14 protein-coding genes are annotated in these 16,807 nt (G+C 73.6%); 5 read left to right on the forward strand and 9 right to left on the reverse strand.

Annotation, left to right across the window (positions count from 1 at the left end; genetic code table 11):
- Positions 1-251: 251 nt before the first annotated feature.
- Both LO772_RS04365 and LO772_RS04370 read right to left on the reverse strand, forming a co-directional pair.
- Positions 252-1,487 (reverse strand): cytochrome P450, encoded by a 1,236-nt coding sequence (locus tag LO772_RS04365; RefSeq protein ID WP_231777013.1) that lies wholly within the window; start codon positions 1,485-1,487, stop codon positions 252-254.
- Positions 1,488-1,610: 123 nt separating this feature from the next.
- Positions 1,611-2,198, reverse strand: a complete 588-nt coding sequence (locus LO772_RS04370) for a TetR/AcrR family transcriptional regulator (protein ID WP_231777014.1) — start codon at positions 2,196-2,198, stop codon at positions 1,611-1,613.
- Positions 2,199-2,757: 559 nt separating this feature from the next.
- Here LO772_RS04370 and LO772_RS04375 point away from each other — a divergent pair.
- Positions 2,758-3,756, forward strand: coding sequence for a DUF4328 domain-containing protein (locus LO772_RS04375; RefSeq protein WP_231777015.1), 999 nt, complete (start codon positions 2,758-2,760; stop codon positions 3,754-3,756).
- 122 nt (positions 3,757-3,878) lie between these two features.
- Here the strand turns inward: LO772_RS04375 and LO772_RS04380 are convergent, their stop codons facing one another.
- Together LO772_RS04380 and LO772_RS04385 are read right to left on the reverse strand one after the other, a co-directional pair.
- On the reverse strand, positions 3,879-4,088 hold the full coding sequence (locus LO772_RS04380) for a hypothetical protein (RefSeq protein WP_231777016.1): 210 nt from the start codon (positions 4,086-4,088) through the stop codon (positions 3,879-3,881).
- 99 nt (positions 4,089-4,187) lie between these two features.
- On the reverse strand, positions 4,188-4,994 hold the full coding sequence (locus LO772_RS04385; RefSeq protein WP_231777017.1) for an exodeoxyribonuclease III: 807 nt from the start codon (positions 4,992-4,994) through the stop codon (positions 4,188-4,190).
- A gap of 678 nt (positions 4,995-5,672) precedes the next feature.
- On the opposite strand from LO772_RS04385, the gene LO772_RS04390 reads away from it, so the two are divergent.
- A complete protein-coding gene (locus LO772_RS04390; RefSeq protein WP_231777018.1) occupies positions 5,673-6,842 on the forward strand; it encodes an LLM class flavin-dependent oxidoreductase in 1,170 nt (389 codons plus the stop codon).
- A 27-nt stretch (positions 6,843-6,869) separates the two neighbouring features.
- Here LO772_RS04390 and LO772_RS04395 read toward each other — a convergent pair whose 3' ends face one another.
- Positions 6,870-8,555, reverse strand: a complete 1,686-nt coding sequence (locus LO772_RS04395) for an ABC-F family ATP-binding cassette domain-containing protein (protein ID WP_231777019.1) — start codon at positions 8,553-8,555, stop codon at positions 6,870-6,872.
- A gap of 648 nt (positions 8,556-9,203) precedes the next feature.
- On the opposite strand from LO772_RS04395, the gene LO772_RS04400 reads away from it, so the two are divergent.
- The 3 genes from LO772_RS04400 to LO772_RS04410 are packed head-to-tail and all read left to right on the forward strand — an operon-like array spanning position 9,204 to position 11,833.
- Positions 9,204-10,124, forward strand: a complete 921-nt coding sequence (locus tag LO772_RS04400) for an ATP-grasp domain-containing protein (RefSeq protein ID WP_231777020.1) — start codon at positions 9,204-9,206, stop codon at positions 10,122-10,124.
- A gap of 50 nt (positions 10,125-10,174) precedes the next feature.
- Complete coding sequence (locus LO772_RS04405) at positions 10,175-10,597, forward strand: MmcQ/YjbR family DNA-binding protein (protein WP_231777021.1); 423 nt, start codon at positions 10,175-10,177, stop codon at positions 10,595-10,597.
- Positions 10,598-10,648: 51 nt separating this feature from the next.
- Positions 10,649-11,833: a hypothetical protein gene (locus LO772_RS04410; RefSeq protein WP_231777022.1), complete on the forward strand. Its 1,185-nt coding sequence runs from the start codon at positions 10,649-10,651 to the stop codon at positions 11,831-11,833.
- A gap of 637 nt (positions 11,834-12,470) precedes the next feature.
- On the opposite strand, the gene LO772_RS04415 is transcribed toward LO772_RS04410, so the two are convergent.
- The 4 genes from LO772_RS04415 to LO772_RS04430 all read right to left on the reverse strand — a co-directional run bounded on the left by LO772_RS04415 (position 12,471) and on the right by LO772_RS04430 (position 16,657).
- Entirely contained in the window at positions 12,471-13,187 is a 717-nt protein-coding gene (locus LO772_RS04415) for a hypothetical protein (protein ID WP_231777023.1), read from the reverse strand.
- Between the two features lie 496 nt (positions 13,188-13,683).
- Positions 13,684-14,316 carry a TetR/AcrR family transcriptional regulator gene (locus LO772_RS04420; RefSeq protein WP_231777024.1) on the reverse strand — a complete coding sequence of 211 codons (633 nt, stop codon included), beginning with the start codon at positions 14,314-14,316 and terminating at the stop codon, positions 13,684-13,686.
- 56 nt (positions 14,317-14,372) lie between these two features.
- Positions 14,373-15,083, reverse strand: a complete 711-nt coding sequence (locus LO772_RS04425; protein ID WP_231777025.1) for an SGNH/GDSL hydrolase family protein — start codon at positions 15,081-15,083, stop codon at positions 14,373-14,375.
- Positions 15,080-16,657 (reverse strand): DHA2 family efflux MFS transporter permease subunit, encoded by a 1,578-nt coding sequence (locus LO772_RS04430; protein WP_231777026.1) that lies wholly within the window; start codon positions 16,655-16,657, stop codon positions 15,080-15,082. The genes LO772_RS04425 and LO772_RS04430 overlap by 4 nt, the downstream gene beginning before the upstream one ends.
- Positions 16,658-16,807 lie beyond the last annotated feature (150 nt).

Raw genomic sequence — 16,807 nt, forward strand, 5'->3', positions numbered from 1 at the left:
CCGAGAGGTGCGTGCCCGCGGCCACCGGAGCGCGCGGCGAGTGCGCTCCGTCATGAGGCGGACACACCGCGGGTGTCCGCCGGGACCGTGCCGGCCGCTGTCCGGCATCGGCCACCTTTGGCCATCTCCCACGCGCCTCTCCCACCATGATTCCGACCCCCGCGAGAGCCCCGCCGGCCGTCTCCGGCACCGCGGGGCTCTCGACTGTCCCCCCTGGTCACCGCGGGTGCGGCGCCGCGGGCCGCCGCGGGTCAGCCGGTGTAGTCGACCTGCAGCTCCTTGATGCCGTTGATCCATGCGTGGCGCAACCGACGGGGTTCGGCGGCCTTGGCGATGTTCGGCATCGCCTCGGCGATGGCGTTGAACATCAGGTTGATCTCCATCCGGGCGAGCGACGCGCCGAGGCAGAAGTGCGGGCCTCCGCCGCCGAAGCCGAGGTGGGGGTTGGGGTCGCGCGTGATGTCGAACTTGTCGGGGTTGTCGAAGACGTCCCCGTCGAAGTTGGCGGAGCTGTAGAAGATGCCGACGCGCTGCCCCTCCTTGATCTCCTGGCCGCCGAGCACGGTGTCCTCGGTCGCGGTGCGCTGGAACGCCATGACGGGCGAGGAGTAGCGGATGATCTCGTCGGCGGTGGTCTCCGGGCGCGACGCCTTGTAGAGGTCCCACTGGTCGGGGTTGTCGAAGAAGGCCAGCATGCCGTGGGTGATGGCGTTGCGGGTGGTCTCGTTGCCGGCGACGGCCAGCAGCAGCACGAAGAAGCCGAATTCGTCGGAGGAGAGGGAGCCTTCGGATTCCGCGGCGACGAGCCGGGACACGATGTCCTGGGCGGGGCACGCCTTGCGTTCCTCGGCCATGCCCATCGAGTACATCATGATCTCGGCCGCGGCCTGCTCGCCGACGGAGGAGTTCTCGGCGTAGTCGGGGTCGTCGTAGCCGAGCATCTGGTTCGACCACGCGAAGATCTTGCCCCGGTCGTCCTGCGGGACGCCGATGAGTTCGGCGATCGCCTGGAGCGGGAGTTCGCACGCGATCTGGGTGACGAAGTCGCCGGTGCCCGCCTTGGCGGCCTCGCCGACGATGCGGGCGGCGCGCTCGGTGAGGGTGTCCTTGAGGGCGTTGATCGCGCGCGGGGTGAAGCCGCGCTGCACGATCGAGCGCAGCCGGGTGTGCTCGGGCGGGTCGATGTTGACCATGATGAGCTTTTGCGCGTCGATCGTGTCGAGTTGGATGCCCTCGCCGAAGCGGATGATCGCGGTGTTGCGGTTCGTCGAGTAGATCTCCGGTTTGGTGGAGACCTCCTTGACGTCGGCGTGCCGGGTGACCAGCCAGTATCCGTCGTCGCCGAAGTTGGAGACCCGCGAGGTCTGCGGGATCCACTTGACGGGCGCGGTGCGGCGCAGTTCGGCGAACTCCTCCAGAGGCAGCCGCTGGGTGTAGAGGTCCGGGTCGGTCGGGTCGAAGTCCGCCGAAAGAGCCGGACAGGTCATGGGAGCCTCCTCGGGCTGTTCGCCGGGACGTTCCTCCCGGACGGATGCCAACAAACCGGATTTTTCCGGTATTTCGCAGGTGCGTGAGAGCCGGTCCCGCCGGGGTGCGCGCCGCGTCCCGGGCTAGGCCGCGTCCGGCGTGGCCGGGCTGGTGCGGCGGGTCGTGCGGGTGGGCAGCAGCCGTCGCACGATGTCCAGGAGCGTGCCGCGCAGTTCGTCGTCGGGGAGGTCGGAGAAGGTCGCGACCGCGGAGTACAGCCCACCCATCGCGACGGCCGCCGCGACGCGGTACTCGACGGGTCGTTCGCTGTCGTTGATGACGGCGCCCACCCGTGCGGTGATCGACTCCAGCCGCGGCCTGATCGCGGGGTGCGTACCCACTGACACATCGTGATCGAGGATGACCGCGAGTGTGCGGTAGCGGAGCAGGAAGTCGACGTACCCCTCGAACAGGACGCGCTGGCGCACCGCCTGGCCCTTGCGGCGTTCGGCGGCGTCGAGCACGCGGTCCAGGTCGTTGAGGGCGGGGCGGAGCAGCGCGTCGAGCAGTTCGTCCTTGGTGCGGAAGTGGTAGTAGAGGGCGGCTTTGGTGACACCGACGCGGTCCGCGATGGCCTGGAGCGAGGTGCCGGCGAAGCCGTTCTCGCCGAAAAGCTCCATGGCGACAGCGAGCACTCTGTCGTACGTGTCTTCCGGCGTCGGCGCGGCCATGGCCCTTGCCCTCCCCTCGGGGCGCGCGTACGAGCGGTTCGGTGCCGTGCGGGTGCTGCCTCTCGTGGGTGAAACGTACGTCGGAGACTGTCGAATGACAAGCCTGATGGGGCGTCAATTATGAAGCGGTGCACGTTGGTTGGGCATTTCCCGCTTACCGTGCGGCAAGTTGGCGGGGAGGTCGGGACGTCCGCCCGTACGGCACCGCGCGATGGCGCGGCGGCCACCCCATACGGCGGGCGCGATGACACGGCCACCCCCGGCACGGCATGATGCGCTGCACAAACGGGCGGCGATCGCGCGGCGTGCGCGCCGGACCGGCAGGCCGCCGCCCGGCATCGACCAGTCCCGTGACAGCAGGGGGAACCCCGCAATGCCGTGCGCCAACTGTGGTGCTCCACTCGCCCCGAACGGACCGTGCCCCGCGTGCGGCGCCGCTCCACCCCAGGCGGCCCGCGACCCGTTCGCCCCGCCGTCCCCCTCGGGTCCGGGTGTGCCGGGCGGCCCCGGCGTCCCGCCCGGTGCCGTGCCGATGCAGCCGGGCCCTCCCCCGCCCGGCATGGGCGTCCCGCCCGGGATGCCGTTGGGCGGCCCCGGCGGCCACCAGCCCGGACACGCGTGGCCGCCGCCCATGCCGATGGAGTGGATCCCGGTCAAGCCGCTGCGCGGCCTCGCGAACGCCGTGTGCATTCTGCTCGGCATCGTCGCGGGGATCAGCGTGCTGGGCGCGATCGCGATGTTCCACCGGGCCGCGCTGGTCGACGGCGTCACCCTCAGCGACGTGCTGTCCGGCGACCTGGAGGACGCGGACGACTTCGTCGAGGTGACCACGGCGCTGTACGCCCTGGGCATGCTGGCCGCGGGGATCGTCTTCGTCGTCTGGTTCTCCCGGGCCCGCAGCAACACCGAGGCGTGGTACGGCCCGTCGGCGACGATGAGCAAGGGCTGGGCGATCGGCGGCTGGTTCATCCCGCTCGCCAACTTCGTGATCCCGAAGATCGTCGCGCACGACATCTGGAAGCGCAGCGACCCGCAGTCGGCGATGCCGGGCGGACGCCCCGCCGGCAAGGCCCTGCTGTGGTGGTGGTGGATCATCTACTCGGTCGGCTCGCTCACGTTCCTCGGCTCCGCCGCCGAGCGCAAAACCGAGGACGAGTTGGACAACGGCGACGTCACGTTGTCGGAGTACGTCGACTCCGTGGTGGCCGGCGACCGGGTCGGGGCGGTGGCCCTTCTCCTGCTGGTCGCGGGTGCCGTGCTGGCGATCCTCGTCGTGCAGCGGGTGACCGCGATGCAGGAGCAGCGCATGGGGTTGCAGCCGCCTCCGGGCGCGTACGCGGGCGCGATGCCGATGGCGGGCGCGCCGGGCATGCCGGGGATGCCGGGCGGCGGATTCGGCGCGCCGGGGATGCCCGGGGCACCGGGAGCGCCGTTCGGCTCCCTCGCGGGTCCGCCGCCCGGCTGGGGTGGCGCGGCACCGCAGCCGCCTGCCGCTCCGGCGGCGCCGTCGGCCCCGGTCGACCTCGGCAAGTCCGACGACCCCGGCGCGCCTCGCTAGCGCGGCCCGCCGGGACACCTCCCGGGCGCGGCCGTCCCGGCTCCGCCGCCGTCTCGCGCGGCTGGCCCGGCCGAGCGCGGCCCGGCCGGACGCGGCCCGGTCACGTGACCGATCCCGCCTCGTCACCGCAGTCGGCGGCGGACCTCGCGGACGACCTCGTCCTCGACCCTGCGCCGCGCCGCGCGGCGCGGGTCGGCGATCCAGGTGAAGCGGGCGCGGGCCCGTCGGACCGGCGCGGGGGTCAGGTGTGCGGCCGGGTGGCGCGTCGCCGACCGGGCCTGGGACCAGCGTGCGTACCAGCGTGGGGCGATGATCCGGACCAGGGTGCGCATGAGTCGTCCCTCTCGGCTCGCTCCGGGCTCATCCGGGTTGCCCGTGATTCTGCCTCCGGGGACGACGTGCGGGGTAGGCCCGGTTGCGGGGCGCCCGTGCTACGCCGGGTCGAAGCCGAACACGACCGTGACCGGCGCGTGGTCGGACCAGCGTTCGGCGTAGGTGGCGGCGCGCTCCACGACGGCGGTCTCGGCGCACCGGGCGAGGCCCTGGGTGGCGGCGAGGTAGTCGATGCGCCAGCCGGCGTCGTTGTCGAAGGCCTTGCCGCGCATCGACCACCACGTGTAGGGGCCCGCGACGCCGGGGTGCAGGTCGCGTACCACGTCGTGGTAGCCGTACTCGCCGAACACCCGGGAGAGCCAGGCGCGTTCGTCGGGGAGGAAGCCCGATTTCGCGAGGTTCCCCTTCCAGTTCTTGATATCGGCCTCGGTGTGGCCGATATTCCAGTCGCCGCAGACGACGACCTCGCGGCCGTCCGCAGCGGCCTTCTCCCGCAGCCGCACCAAGTGGTCGGCGAGTTCCGTCATGAAGCGGTGTTTGGCGTCCTGCTTGGGCGTCTCGGCCTCGCCGGTGGGCAGGTAGAGGCTCGCGACGGTGACGCCGGGCAGGTCGACCTCGAGCCAGCGGCCCGACGCGTCGAACTCGGTCGAGCCGAACCCGACGCGGTGGGCGGTGGGTTCGGTACGCGAGTACACCGCGACGCCGGCCCGGCCCTTGAGGACGGACGGGGCGTAGACTGTGTGCCAGCCGTCGGGTTCGCGTACGGCGTCGGTGAGTTGGCCGGGCTCGGCGCGGACCTCCTGCAGGCACACGACATCGGCGTCGGTCGTGCGCAGCCAGGCGGTGAAGCCCTTGGCGGACGCGGCCCGGAGGCCGTTGACGTTGACTGAGGTCACGGTGAACATCCCGGCAGGGTACCCAAACGGGGCAAACCCCGACGCCGCCGGTCGGCCGGGCCCGACCGGGGGTGTGCGGGAATCGGCGGTGTCCGCGGGCCGGGAGACGCGCACGGCACGGGCGCCCAGTCGTCGGAGCGGACCGCCCGCAGGAAAAAGCCGGCGCCACGACACGGACTTGCCCATGGCGGTGATTCCCGCGAGCCGGATGTGCATGGACGGCCCGCGTCCATCATGCGAAGTGTGGCGTCCGCATGCCGGGATGACGTACCACGATGCGGTACGCCCTTGCCGGGACTCGCCGGGTGTCAGCATCATCGCGGCATGGCCCCCGCTCTTGTCACCCGCCGCCACGTGGACCTGCTGCGTGTGGTGGCCATGATGTGTAGGGCCGCGCGCCGCCGCGACCGGCGCGTCTGAGTCACGCCGCCGCGCCGTAGCGCGCACCGGTCGCGCTTGTCGCCGCTCGTCGGCCGCGATCCCGCGCGTTGTTCGGCCGTCTCCCGCCGAGCGCGCACGTTTCGCCCCGACCCCCGGGGCAAGCGCCCGGGGCGGGTGCCGTGCTCCGGCCGCCGGTTGCGGCACCGCCGCCCGCGCGTGACTTCGAGCCGTCGGGTCGCCGCCGCGTGCGACACCGCCGGGGTTCCGTTCCGTACGCCTTCCCTACTCCTCCCGCCGAGGTCCCTCATGTCCGTGTCATCCGCCCCGTCCCTCGCCGCCGACGAGCCGGGAACCGCCCGCGGCGAGCCGCTGTTCCACTGGTTCCTGCCGACCGGCGGCGACGGCCGCGATCCGGGCGGGGTGACGGCCGTTCAGGCGCGCACCGGCTCCGCGACCCGTCGGCCCGCGGACATCGCGTACCTCGCCCAGGTGGCCCGTGCGGCCGAACAGGCGGGATTCACCGCGCTGTTGACGCCTGTGGGGCTGGGCTGCGTCGACCCGTGGATCCTGTCGGCCGCCTTGACGCAGCACACCGAACGCATCGGGTTCCTCGTCGCCTTCCGCGCCGGATTCACCAGCCCCACGCTGCTGGCGCAACAGGCGGACGCCTTCCGCAGGTTCGCGGGCGGGCGGCTGCGGCTCAACGTCGTCACCGGCGGTGATCCGGCCGAACAGCGGGCGTACGGCGACCACTTGCCGCACGGCGAGCGGTACGCCCGCACCGACGCGTACATGGCCGCGCTCCGCGCGCTGCTCGACGGCCGACGCGTGGACTCCGACGACAGCCATGTGCGCCTGGAGGGCGCGCGGTTGGTCGATCCGGCCACCGAACACCCCGTCCCCCTCTACTTCGGCGGGGCGTCCCCCGCCGCCGAGGGCGTTGCCGCGCGGCGCGCCGACGTGCAACTGCTGTGGGGGGAGCCGCCGTCCGCGATCGCCGAGCGCATCGATCGGGTGAGGGAGCGGGCACACGGCGTCCGTCGGGCCCTGCGGTTCGGATTGCGCGTGCACGTCGTCACGCGCGACACGTCCGAGGAGGCGTGGCGCGAGGCCGACCGGATCCTCTCCGGGTTCGATCCGGCGGCGATCCGGGCGTCGCAGGAACGGTTCGCGACGATGGACTCCACCGGGCAGGCCCGCATGACCGCCCTGCACGGCGGCCGGGCGCCGACCCGCGCCGAGGAGCTGCTCGTCGCCCCCAACCTGTGGGCGGGCATCGGGCTCGTCCGCGAGGGAGCCGGCACCGCGCTGGTCGGCTCGCACGACGAGGTCGCGGCGCGGCTCGCGGAGTACCACGCCTTGGGCGTCGACGAATTCGTGCTGTCCGGGTATCCGCACCTGGAGGAGGCGTACCGGGTGGGCGAAGAGGTCGCGCCCCGCGTCCGGAGCCTCGTGGCGACGGGAACCACCGCATAAGGCCGCGCCGCCGCGGCGGGCGGACGGTCAGCCGCGGGCCCGCTCGACGCGTGCCTCGGTCCACACCGGCTCGGGTGCCTCGCGTACGCGGCCGTCGGCTCCGAAGACCAGGAAGCGGTCGAACGCGCGGGCGAACCAGCGGTCGTGGGTGACCGCGAGGACGGTGCCGTCGAACGCCTCCAGGGCCTGCTGCAGGGCCTCGGCCGAGACCAGGTCCAGGTTGTCGGTCGGCTCGTCGAGCAACAGCAGGTTGGCGCCGGAGAGTTCGAGCAGCAGGATTTGGAACCGCGCCTGCTGGCCGCCGGACAGCGAGTCGAAGAACTGCTCGGCCGCGTAGGCGAGTTCGTAGCGATCGAGGACGCGCGCGGCGGCCTCGCGGTCGAGGCCGCGCCGGTGCGCGTCGCCGCGGTGCAGGATCTCGGTGAGCGTGCGCCCGGTGAATTCGGGGTGTTCGTGCGTCTGCGCGAACCAGCCCGGCCGCACCCGCGCCCCCAGCCGTGCCGTGCCGGTGTGCGCGACCGCCGCGATCCGGGCCTCTCCGACGGGTCGGTGCTCGACGTCGGGGTCGGATCCGCCCGCCGCGAGCAGGCGCAGGAAATGGGACTTGCCCGAACCGTTGGAGCCGAGCACCGCGACGCGGTCGCCGTACCACACCTCGGAGTCGAAGGGCCGCATGAGACCCGTGAGTTCGAGGCCTTCGACGATGACGGCGCGTTTTCCGGTACGGCTGCCGCGCAGGCGCAGCCGTACGTTCTGCTCGCGCGGGATGTTCTGCGGCGGCCCGGCGTCCTCGAACTTGCGCAGCCGGGTCCGGGCGGCCTGGTAGCGCGACGCGAGGCCGTCGTTGTAGGCGGCCTTGTTCTTGTACATCAGCACCAAGGCCTTGAGTTTCGCGTGCTCTTCGTCCCAACGGCGGCGCAACTCCTCGAACCGCTCGAAGCGCGCCTCCCGCGCGGCGTGGTAGGTGCCGAACGAACCGCCGTGCAGCCACGCCGAGTTGCCCGCGGCGCCCAGTTCGACGGTGACGATGCGGTCGGCGGCGTTGGCGAGGAGTTCCCGGTCGTGGGACACCAGGAGCACGGCCTTCGGCGTCTCGCGCAGCGCCTGTTCGAGCCATTGCTTCCCGGGGACGTCCAGGTAGTTGTCGGGTTCGTCGAGAAGCAGCACGTCGTCGGGTCCGCGCAACAGGGCTTCGAGGGCCAGCCGTTTCTGCTCGCCGCCGGACAGCGTGGTGACGGTACGCCACTTGGCGACGTCGTACGCCATGCCCAGGGCGGCGGCGCAGCATTGGTCCCACACCGGCTCCAGGTCGTAGCCGCCGGCGTCGCCGAACTCGGCCAGCGCGGTCGCGTACCGCATCTGGGTGGGCTCGTCGTCGGTGTCCATGAGGGCGAGTTCCGCGTCGTCGACCGCGCGCACCGCGTCGCGCACGCGCGGCGGCGCGAGCGACACGAGCAGGTCGCGGACCGTGGACTCGTCGCGGATGCGCCCGATGAACTGCGGCATGACGCCGAGGCCCCCGGTGCGGGTCACCGCACCCGAGTCCGGGCGCAGCTCGCCGGTGACGATGCGCAGCAGGGTCGTCTTCCCCGCGCCGTTCGCACCGACCAGCGCGGTGGTCGCGCCGTCGCCGACGCGAAACGAGACCTCGTCCAGCAGGACGCGCCCGTCGGGCAGCGAATAGCTCACCGCGTTGATATCGATGTGCCCCACGGTGCCGACGCTCCCTGCCCGAGTTCACCCACACCCACTCCCGGGCATGGCCCGATCCGTTCTACTCCCCCGCGACACCACGAGGCCAACCGTTTACGACGGCGGGCGTTGCCGCACGGGTGCACCGCCCTGTGCGGAGGAACACCATGCGGCAGCGGATTTGGCGTACTTCGCTGCGGAACTCTGTGCTCTCGCACCGACCGTGACCGTTCCTTGGCCGAGTCCGACCGATCGTTCCAGGGGGCCTCGCGAGGGGTTTTCCTACCGCCGCGACGGGGCAGGCACCGGGCGCCGCCGTGCCGACGCGCGGGCTCCTGACACCCGCGCGTCGCCGCGCTGGGCGGCGACATCCGCCGACGGCCGGGATTACTCCCCCGTGCCCGGCCGTCGGCGCCCGCGAGCCGTCTCCCGCTGCGGTCGCGGCTCCGGTCGCGAGGGTCCCTCACGGGCACGGCGAGGGATGATCACCATCAAATCACCATGAACCACAGCAAAATTCGGGCGATACTCCCTCAACCTCCCGAGGGTCCCTCACCCGGTCGCCCGGATCATCCCGATATCGTGACGCCCTACATCCCGCGCCGGCCGCCCCCGACCCACGCCGACCGACACCGCCGGGATGCCCGACATCCACGGAGGGCGTGATCCATGGCAATCCCCCGCGACCCCGGCGGGAGCCCCCGCCCCGGCAGCCCGCGCAAAACGGTCGCCCTCGCGACGTGTGCGCGGCTCCCGGACCTCGCCCCCGACGAACGCGCGGTGATCGCCCCGCTCGCCGAGCGCGGCATCACGGCCGTGCCCGTCGTGTGGGACGAACCGTCCGTGGCCTGGGAGTCGTTCGACGCGGTGGTCGTGCGCTCCACGTGGGACTACTCCTGGCGGCACGAGGAGTTCCTGCGCTGGGCGCGGTCCGTACCGAACCTGTGCAACCCGGCGGACGTCCTCGCGTGGAACACCGACAAGCACCGCTACCTGCGGGACCTCGCCGACGCGGGCCTTCCGGTCGTGCCGACCGTGTGGGTGGAGTCCGGCAGCACCGTGACGCTGCCCTCACAGGGCGTGCACGTCGTGAAACCCGCCGTCGGCTCCGGAGCGCGCCACACCGGGCGGTACGACCTCGGCGACCCCCGCGAACGGGCCCTCGCCGCCGGGTTGGCCGCCAATCTCACCGCGTCGGGGCGGACGGTGATGGTGCAGCCGTACCTGGACGCCGTCGACACCGCCGGCGAGAGCGCGCTGCTGTTCTTCGGCGGCCGGTACAGCCACGCGGTCCGCAAGAGCGCCCTGCTGCGCGGGCCCGCGGACCACGGCGCCGACGTGCTCGCGGCCGAGTCGATCGTCGCCCGGGACGCGACGGACGCCGAACTCCACCTGGCGCAGCGGGTGTTGTGCGCCGTGCCGGGCGGGATCCGCCGCCTGCTCTACGCCCGCGTCGACCTGCTCCCCGGCGCGGACGGAACCCCCGTCGTCCTCGAACTGGAGCTGGCCGAACCGTCGTTGTTCCTCGGCCGCACCCAACAGGCCGCGGAGCGCTTCGCCGCGGCCATCGCGGCGCGCCTCGACGGCTGACGGAACGTCCGATACCGGGCAATGTCGGCGCGGCCTCCTACCCTCAAACCATGGAAGACTCAGCGATCCCGCCCGCCGTGCTCACCCGGCTGCGCGAGGTGTGCCTCGCGTTACCCGAGGCCCACGAGGAGCCGGCCTGGGTGGGGACGAGGTGGCGCGTGCGCAAGCGGACGTTCGCCCACGTGGTGGCGGTGGAGGAGGGGTCGTCGTCGGTGTTCGCCCGGGTCTCGGCGGCGGACGGCCCGGCCACGGTTGTCACGTTCCGGTCCACCGGGGAGGAGATGCGGGCGCTGCGTGACGCCGGTCCGCCCTTCTTCTACGCGGGGTGGGGGCGGGACGTCCTCGGGATGTTCCTCGACGGCGACACCGACTGGACGGAGGTCGGCGAACTGCTCACCGAGAGCTACTGCGTGCTCGCCCCGAAGAAACTCCGGGCGCTGGTCGACCGCCCGCACCTGCCCGGCGACGACTGACCCGCGACACGGGAACGCGGGCTCGGCCGCCGGACCGGGTACAACCCGGACGTGGAAAACGAACCCGCCGAAGAGGCGTCCGTCGCCGAGGTCTCCGCGCGCCTGCGCCACCGGCTGATCGCGCGGTTGCGCGCGGACGGCCACCTCCGGTCGCCACGGGTCGAGCGGGCGATGGCGGCGGTGCCGCGCGAGGTGTTCACCCCGGCGGGCACCGATGTGGCCGAGGCGTACGCCGACCGCGTGCTGGTCCTCGCCTCGGACGCGTCCGGCGCCCCGCTCAGCACCATCAGCCAGCCCGCGATCGTGGCGCTGATGCTCGAACAACTGGACGTGCGCGCCGGGCAGCGGATCCTCGAAATCGGTACGGGCAGCGGCTACAACACCGCGCTCCTGGCCGAGTTGACGGGCCCCGGCGGCCGAGTGACCAGCGTCGAGGTGGACGCGGCACTGGTCCCCGGCGCGGCGGCCCGCCTGGCGGAACTCGCGCCGGGCGACGGCACACCCCTCGACCTGCGGCACGGCGACGGGTGGCTCGGCGTGCCCGACGCGGCGCCGTACGACCGCCTCCACTCCACCATCGGCGTGGACGACCTGCCGCCCGCGTGGTCGGGGCAACTGGCCGACGGGGGCTTGCTGGTGGCGCCGTTGTGGCTGCGCCCGGGGCTGGAACTGTCGGCGGCCCTGCGCCGCGACGGGCCGCTCCTGCGCAGCGTCTCGGTCACCCCGTGCGGCTTCCTGCAACTGCGCGGACCGCACGCGCCGGCCTCGCACACCCGCGTCCTCGGGCCCGACCTCGCGGTGGTCGGCGACAGCCTCGGCGCGCGGGACGCCGAGCTGATCCGGACCCTCATCGACACGCCGGGCGTCGACCGCGGACCGTGCCCGGAGCCGGCCGACCCCCGCTGGTGGGGCCTGAGCCTGACCGACCCCCGCGCGGTGCTGTTCGTCGGCCCGCGGAGCGGGCACGCCGCGTGGGGCATCTACGAACCCGGCGGCCGGGAGGGCGCGGGCCTCGCCCTGGCCCACGACGGCCGCGTCATCGGCCACGGCGACCCCCTCGCCGCCGACGTCCTCCGCCACCGCCTCGACGACGCCCCGCCGATCGACCCGTCCCGCCTGACCATCACGGCCTACCCCGCCACCCACCCCATGCCGGCCCCTCCCCGGCACGGCCACACCTGGCGCATCACCCGACACCACCACATCTACCGCGTCCACTGGGCCCCGACCGCATGACACCACACCACCCGAGCGCCACCCCCCGAGCACCCGGCGCACGAACGGCCGCGACGGGCCGACAAACCCGCGTAGGAAGACCACGCGGCAGCCGGACCGTGTAACCCGTCGCGCGGGACACCCAGGTACCGCGACCGGGCCGGAGCGTCACCGTGGCCGGCCGGGGCCGGTCCGGCGTTCCACCGCCCCAAGCCGTGTCGCCCCACGAGTGCGGCCCACTCCACGCGCACCGGCGGCCACCGCGACCCCGGTCTGTTCCGACGCCGCCTGTCCCCCCGGCCGCGTCACGTGTCAAGGTCGCGGCTGCCGGACGCTCGCGACGCGGTCGGCCGCGAGAGGGAGGCCGAAGCGGCTCGGAGGCACCGCCGCCCGAAAGAAGCGCGGACACCCGGCGACACCGTCGGCTCAACCGCGTGCACAGGGGTCGGCCGCGTCTCCGGGGCCCAGGCCGCGTGCAACGTCACCGCGGCGTGACCGACCTCCGTCCGCATCGCTTGCGGCACCGCAGCCACGGCACGCGAGAAACGCGAGCCCCCAACCACACTGCCGACGTCGCCGTCGCGGCGGTCGGCCACGAGAGGCGACCGGCCGAAAAACCCGTGGGGAGGGGCGGCGCCGAGCCGTCCGCCTGGCGGCGTCAGCGTTGTGGTGCCGCGGCCATGGTCTGGGTGAAGCGCGGGGAGCCGCTGACGTGGCCGGTTTGGCCGTGCCATTGGACGTCGAGGGGTTCGATGACGCCCTCGTGCCACCACAGGGGGCGGGCGCTCATCGGGGGCTGTCCGCGCGTCAGTTCGTGGCCGGTGGCGAACATGTGTCCGACCATGTCGATGACGCGGGGGTTGTGGATCGGGATCGTCAGGAGGGTGTTCTCCTCCGGCAGCGTCACCAGGGCCCCGGCGGGAAGGTCCTCGCCCAGGGCCTCGCCGAGGCGGGTGAGCTGGGCGGCGCCGGGCCACGCCTGGCCGGTGAACATCGTCATCGGCACGCCGGCCGCGGTGTCGAACTCGCTGCGGGAGAAGTGCTCGCCGCGCAGGTTCGTGGCCGATTGCAGCCAGATGTCCTCCGCCCCCATGCCCCACGCCTGGGCCATCGGGATCTCGGCGGTGACGATCGCGCCGTCGGGGAGCCGGACGCACGCGACCGCGGCGATCTCGTCGGTGACCGGCCAGGCGAGCGCGGGCGGCGCCATGTGCGGGCCGACGCGCGTGACGGTGAGCCGCAGATCCTGCCGGACCCGCTCGGCGGGCGCGCCGAGCAGCATGTGCCGGACGTCCGAATGTCCGCCGGGCCCGCCGGGTTGGCCATGCGGGCCGGCCGGGCCGCCGGCGGGACGGTTGCGGCGGAAGATCGCCATGCCTCGGGTCCTCTGGAACAGTGCGCGCCCGACGGCGGACGCGGCGGTCGACATTACGTGCCCCCTGTGTCTACCCGCCGGTCCACCTGCGGTGCAACCGGCGCGGACGCGAACCCCCGGAACGGGCGGCTTCCCCGCGCGCCCCGGATGACGGCACCGGGACGCGGCACGCGGCCGAGGGGCCACCCGTCGCCGCGACAAACCGGCCCGTCCCTCCACGGGGCGCCCCCGGCCCGGCGATCATCGGCCCGCGCGCACCGATGCCCGTGGCCCGCGCTGCAGAACGTCACCGGAGCCACCGCCGTGTTCCGCGCGCTCCAGGACGCCATCGGCGCCGACCTGGACCGCGAATCCGACCGCTACAAACTGCGCGAGACCATCGCCGCCACCCCGGCGTCGGGTCGGCGCACCGACCGGGACACGCGGCAGTGCCCGCCCCACCACGGCGGTTCCCAACCCGCCCGGTGGATCGGCCGTGCCCGTGCACCGTCCCGGCCTACTCCTCGCCGGTCGGCCCCGATACCACGAAGGCGTCGAAGAGGCGCCGCAGTTCGTCCAGCGCCTCGTGCTGGGCGCGGAGCGGGTCGGGCGCGCGGCCGATCGCCTTCGCGGCCTCGCTGAGACCGCCGAAGAGCAGGCGGGCGAGGGGTTCGACGGGCCGGGGCGCGATCCGGCCGGCCTCGATCGCGCGTTTGACGCCGACGTACATCTGCTTGACGCACAGCGCCGACACCTCGTCGACGGCCTCGACGCCGAGGGCCCCCGGGGCGTCGAGGAGCGTGATGCGCTGGACGCCCGGGTCGAGGCACATGACGAGGTATGCCTCGCACCCCGCGAAGACCGCGTCCCAGCGGTCCTTGTCCGCGACGGCGAGATACGCGGCGGCGACCGCCTCGGCGATCGTGGCCTCCTCCGCGGCGTAGACCGCGTGGAAGAGCGCCTCCTTGTTGCGGAAGTGGTGGTAGAGCGCGCCTTTGCTGACCCCGGCGCGCTCGCACACCGCGTCGAGCGAGGTGGCCGCGTACCCCTCGCTCGCGAACAGGTCGCGCGCCGCGGCCAGCAGCTCCGCCGTCGTCGCGCCGGAGCGTTCCCGCTGCGTGCGGCGGGTGCGGCCGGTCGTGGTGCCCATCCGGCCATTCAACCCCACGTCCGCCGCACGCCCCAAGGCCGCGTCCGTTGCTCGGGTCAGCGCCGGTTGCCCAGGCGCGCGCCGAGGGTGCGGACGGCGACGGCCGCGGTGTACGCGTGTCCGCGCCGGTTTCCGTGCAGGCCGTCGCTGCCGTACAGCGAGGGGTCGGCGGAGCCGGGGTCGTTGGTGAAATCGAGGTGGATCGCGCCGTGGTCGAGGGCGATCTCCCAGGTGCGGTTGTTGAGTTCGTGCAGGCGGGCGGTGAGCGGGGCGCGCAGTTCCTCGGGGATGTAGGGGCTCCCGGCGCAGTCGTACAGCCCCACGGTCACGACATCGGCGCCGGTCTCGCGGAGCGCGCGGACGATCGCCTCGATGTGCCCGGCCACCGGTTCGATGTCGAACCTGCCGCGCAGCAAGTCGTTGCCGCCCGCGACGACGACGGCCAGGTCCGGGTCGAAGGCCAGGGCGAGGGCGAGCTGTGTCGCGCGGATCTCGTCGGCGCGCTGGTCGCGCGTGCCGAGGTTGAGGTACGCGAGCCCCGGTGTCGTGCGGCGCAGGGCGTCGGCGAGCGTGGCGGCCCAGCCCTGGTCGGGGAAGCCTTCGGTGGGTTCGCCGACGCCTTCGGCGATGCTGTCGCCGATGACGGCCAGGCGCCGCCACGGGGCGCCCGCGAGGAGGGCGGCCTCGTCTTCCGCGGTGAGGCGGTACGGGTTCCCGGGAGTGCCCGGCCGGGGGCGCGCGGCGGGGTGGGCGGGTGCGTCGGTCATCGTGTCTCCGTGAGGTGGTGGGGGTCCGCGGGCGCCGGGCGGGCGTCGGGGTCCGCGGCTGCGGCGGTCGCGGGGCCGGTGGTGGGCGCGGTCGTCGTGCCCCCGGTCGTCGGCCGGGCCGCCAGGCCGAGTCCGGCGAGGGCGGTCAGCACGCCCAGCACCGTGAACATGACGAACAGCCGGGTGAATCCGTCGGTGCCGTTGCCGGCCTCGCGGTTCATGACGGTGGCGAGTACGGCGAGGCCGAGCGCGCCGCCGATCTGACGGGCGGTGAGATTCAGGCCGGTCGCGCCGGCGAACCCGGCCGGTGGCGCGGACAGCGCGCCGGCCTGCGAGACACCGGTGCTGACCGCGCCGATGCCGAGGCCGAGCAGCACGCCGCTGGGCAGCCACAGCGCGACGAAGGACGGTTCCTCGGGCATCGCGAGGCCGATCCACAGCGCGGTGCCGGCCAGCAGCAGCGAGCCGCCGACGACGGCGGTGCGCGGGTCGACGCGGTGCGCGAACCGTCCGACGGCGAGGCCCGCGAGGGCGGACACGACGGCTCCGTGGGTCATCGCGAATCCGGCGCGGAGTTCGGAGTAGTGCCAGATCTGGGTGAGGTAGAGGACGCCGAGCAGCAGCCACGGGTACAGCAGCATCCCGAAGAGGAACGAGACGACGTTGGCGTAGGCGTACTGCCGGCTCCGCCACAGTCCGACCTCGAGACCGGGGCGCGGGTGCCGGGACGCGCGGGCGACGGACGCGCCGATCAGCACGAGGCCCGCGACGACGCAGGCGAGCGTGCGCGGGTCGTCCCATCCCCAGGCCGAACCCTGCGTGACGCCGAGGACGAGGGCGCCGATCCCGGTCGCGAGCAGTGCGGAGCCGACCAGGTCGGGGACGGGTTCGCCGCTGCGGGAATCGCTCGCGGCGCGTGTGAGCAGCAGGAGGCCGGCGCCGAGCGGCACGGTGACGAGGAAGACCGAGCGCCAGCCGAAGAGGTCGACGAGGACGCCGCCGAGGCTGGGGCCGAGTGCGGCGGCGAGCGACGCGGAGGCCGACCACGCGCCGATCGCGGCGGTGCGGCGGTGCGCGGGGATCTGGGCGAGCACGATGGCGAGCGACGCGGGGACGAGCGCGGCGGCGCCGAGGCCTTGTACGGCGCGGGCGACGAGCAGCGTCGTCAGGTCGGGTGCGGCGGCGCACGCGGCGGACGCGAGGGTGAAGACGACGAGGCCGGCGCGGTAGAGCCGGCGCCGTCCGACGACGTCGGCGAGGCGCCCGGCGGGGGCGAGCAGTGCCGCGAAGGCGATGGCGTACAGCGACATGACCCAGGTCAGGTCGGCCAGCGAGGCGCCGGTGAAGTCGCGGTGCAGGTCGGGGACGGCGAGGTTGGCGATGGTGACGTCGAGCAGCGAGACGAACGATCCGCCGCAGGCCAGCAGGAGGACGAGGCCGGCGCGCGGGGCGGGCGGGTCCGGGGCGGCGGGAGTTGCCGCGGGCGACCCGGTCGCCGGGCTCGTCGCGGCGGGCTCGGGCGGGTGTGCGGACGGTGTGGGACGCGGTTGCGGGCTGGAGGATTGCGGGCTCATCGAAGCGGTCTCCTATACATACCAACGGTCGGAATGTTAGATCGGGCGGTGATGGGCCGTCAACGTTGAGTGGATGGTGAGAGCCCGCCCGTACGGTGATCGCGCAAGGGCACACCACAGGGGCACGGGGGATACGGGGGACGGCGGTGC

The organism is Yinghuangia sp. ASG 101 (assembly GCF_021165735.1).
In the GTDB taxonomy this organism is placed as follows: domain Bacteria; phylum Actinomycetota; class Actinomycetes; order Streptomycetales; family Streptomycetaceae; genus Yinghuangia.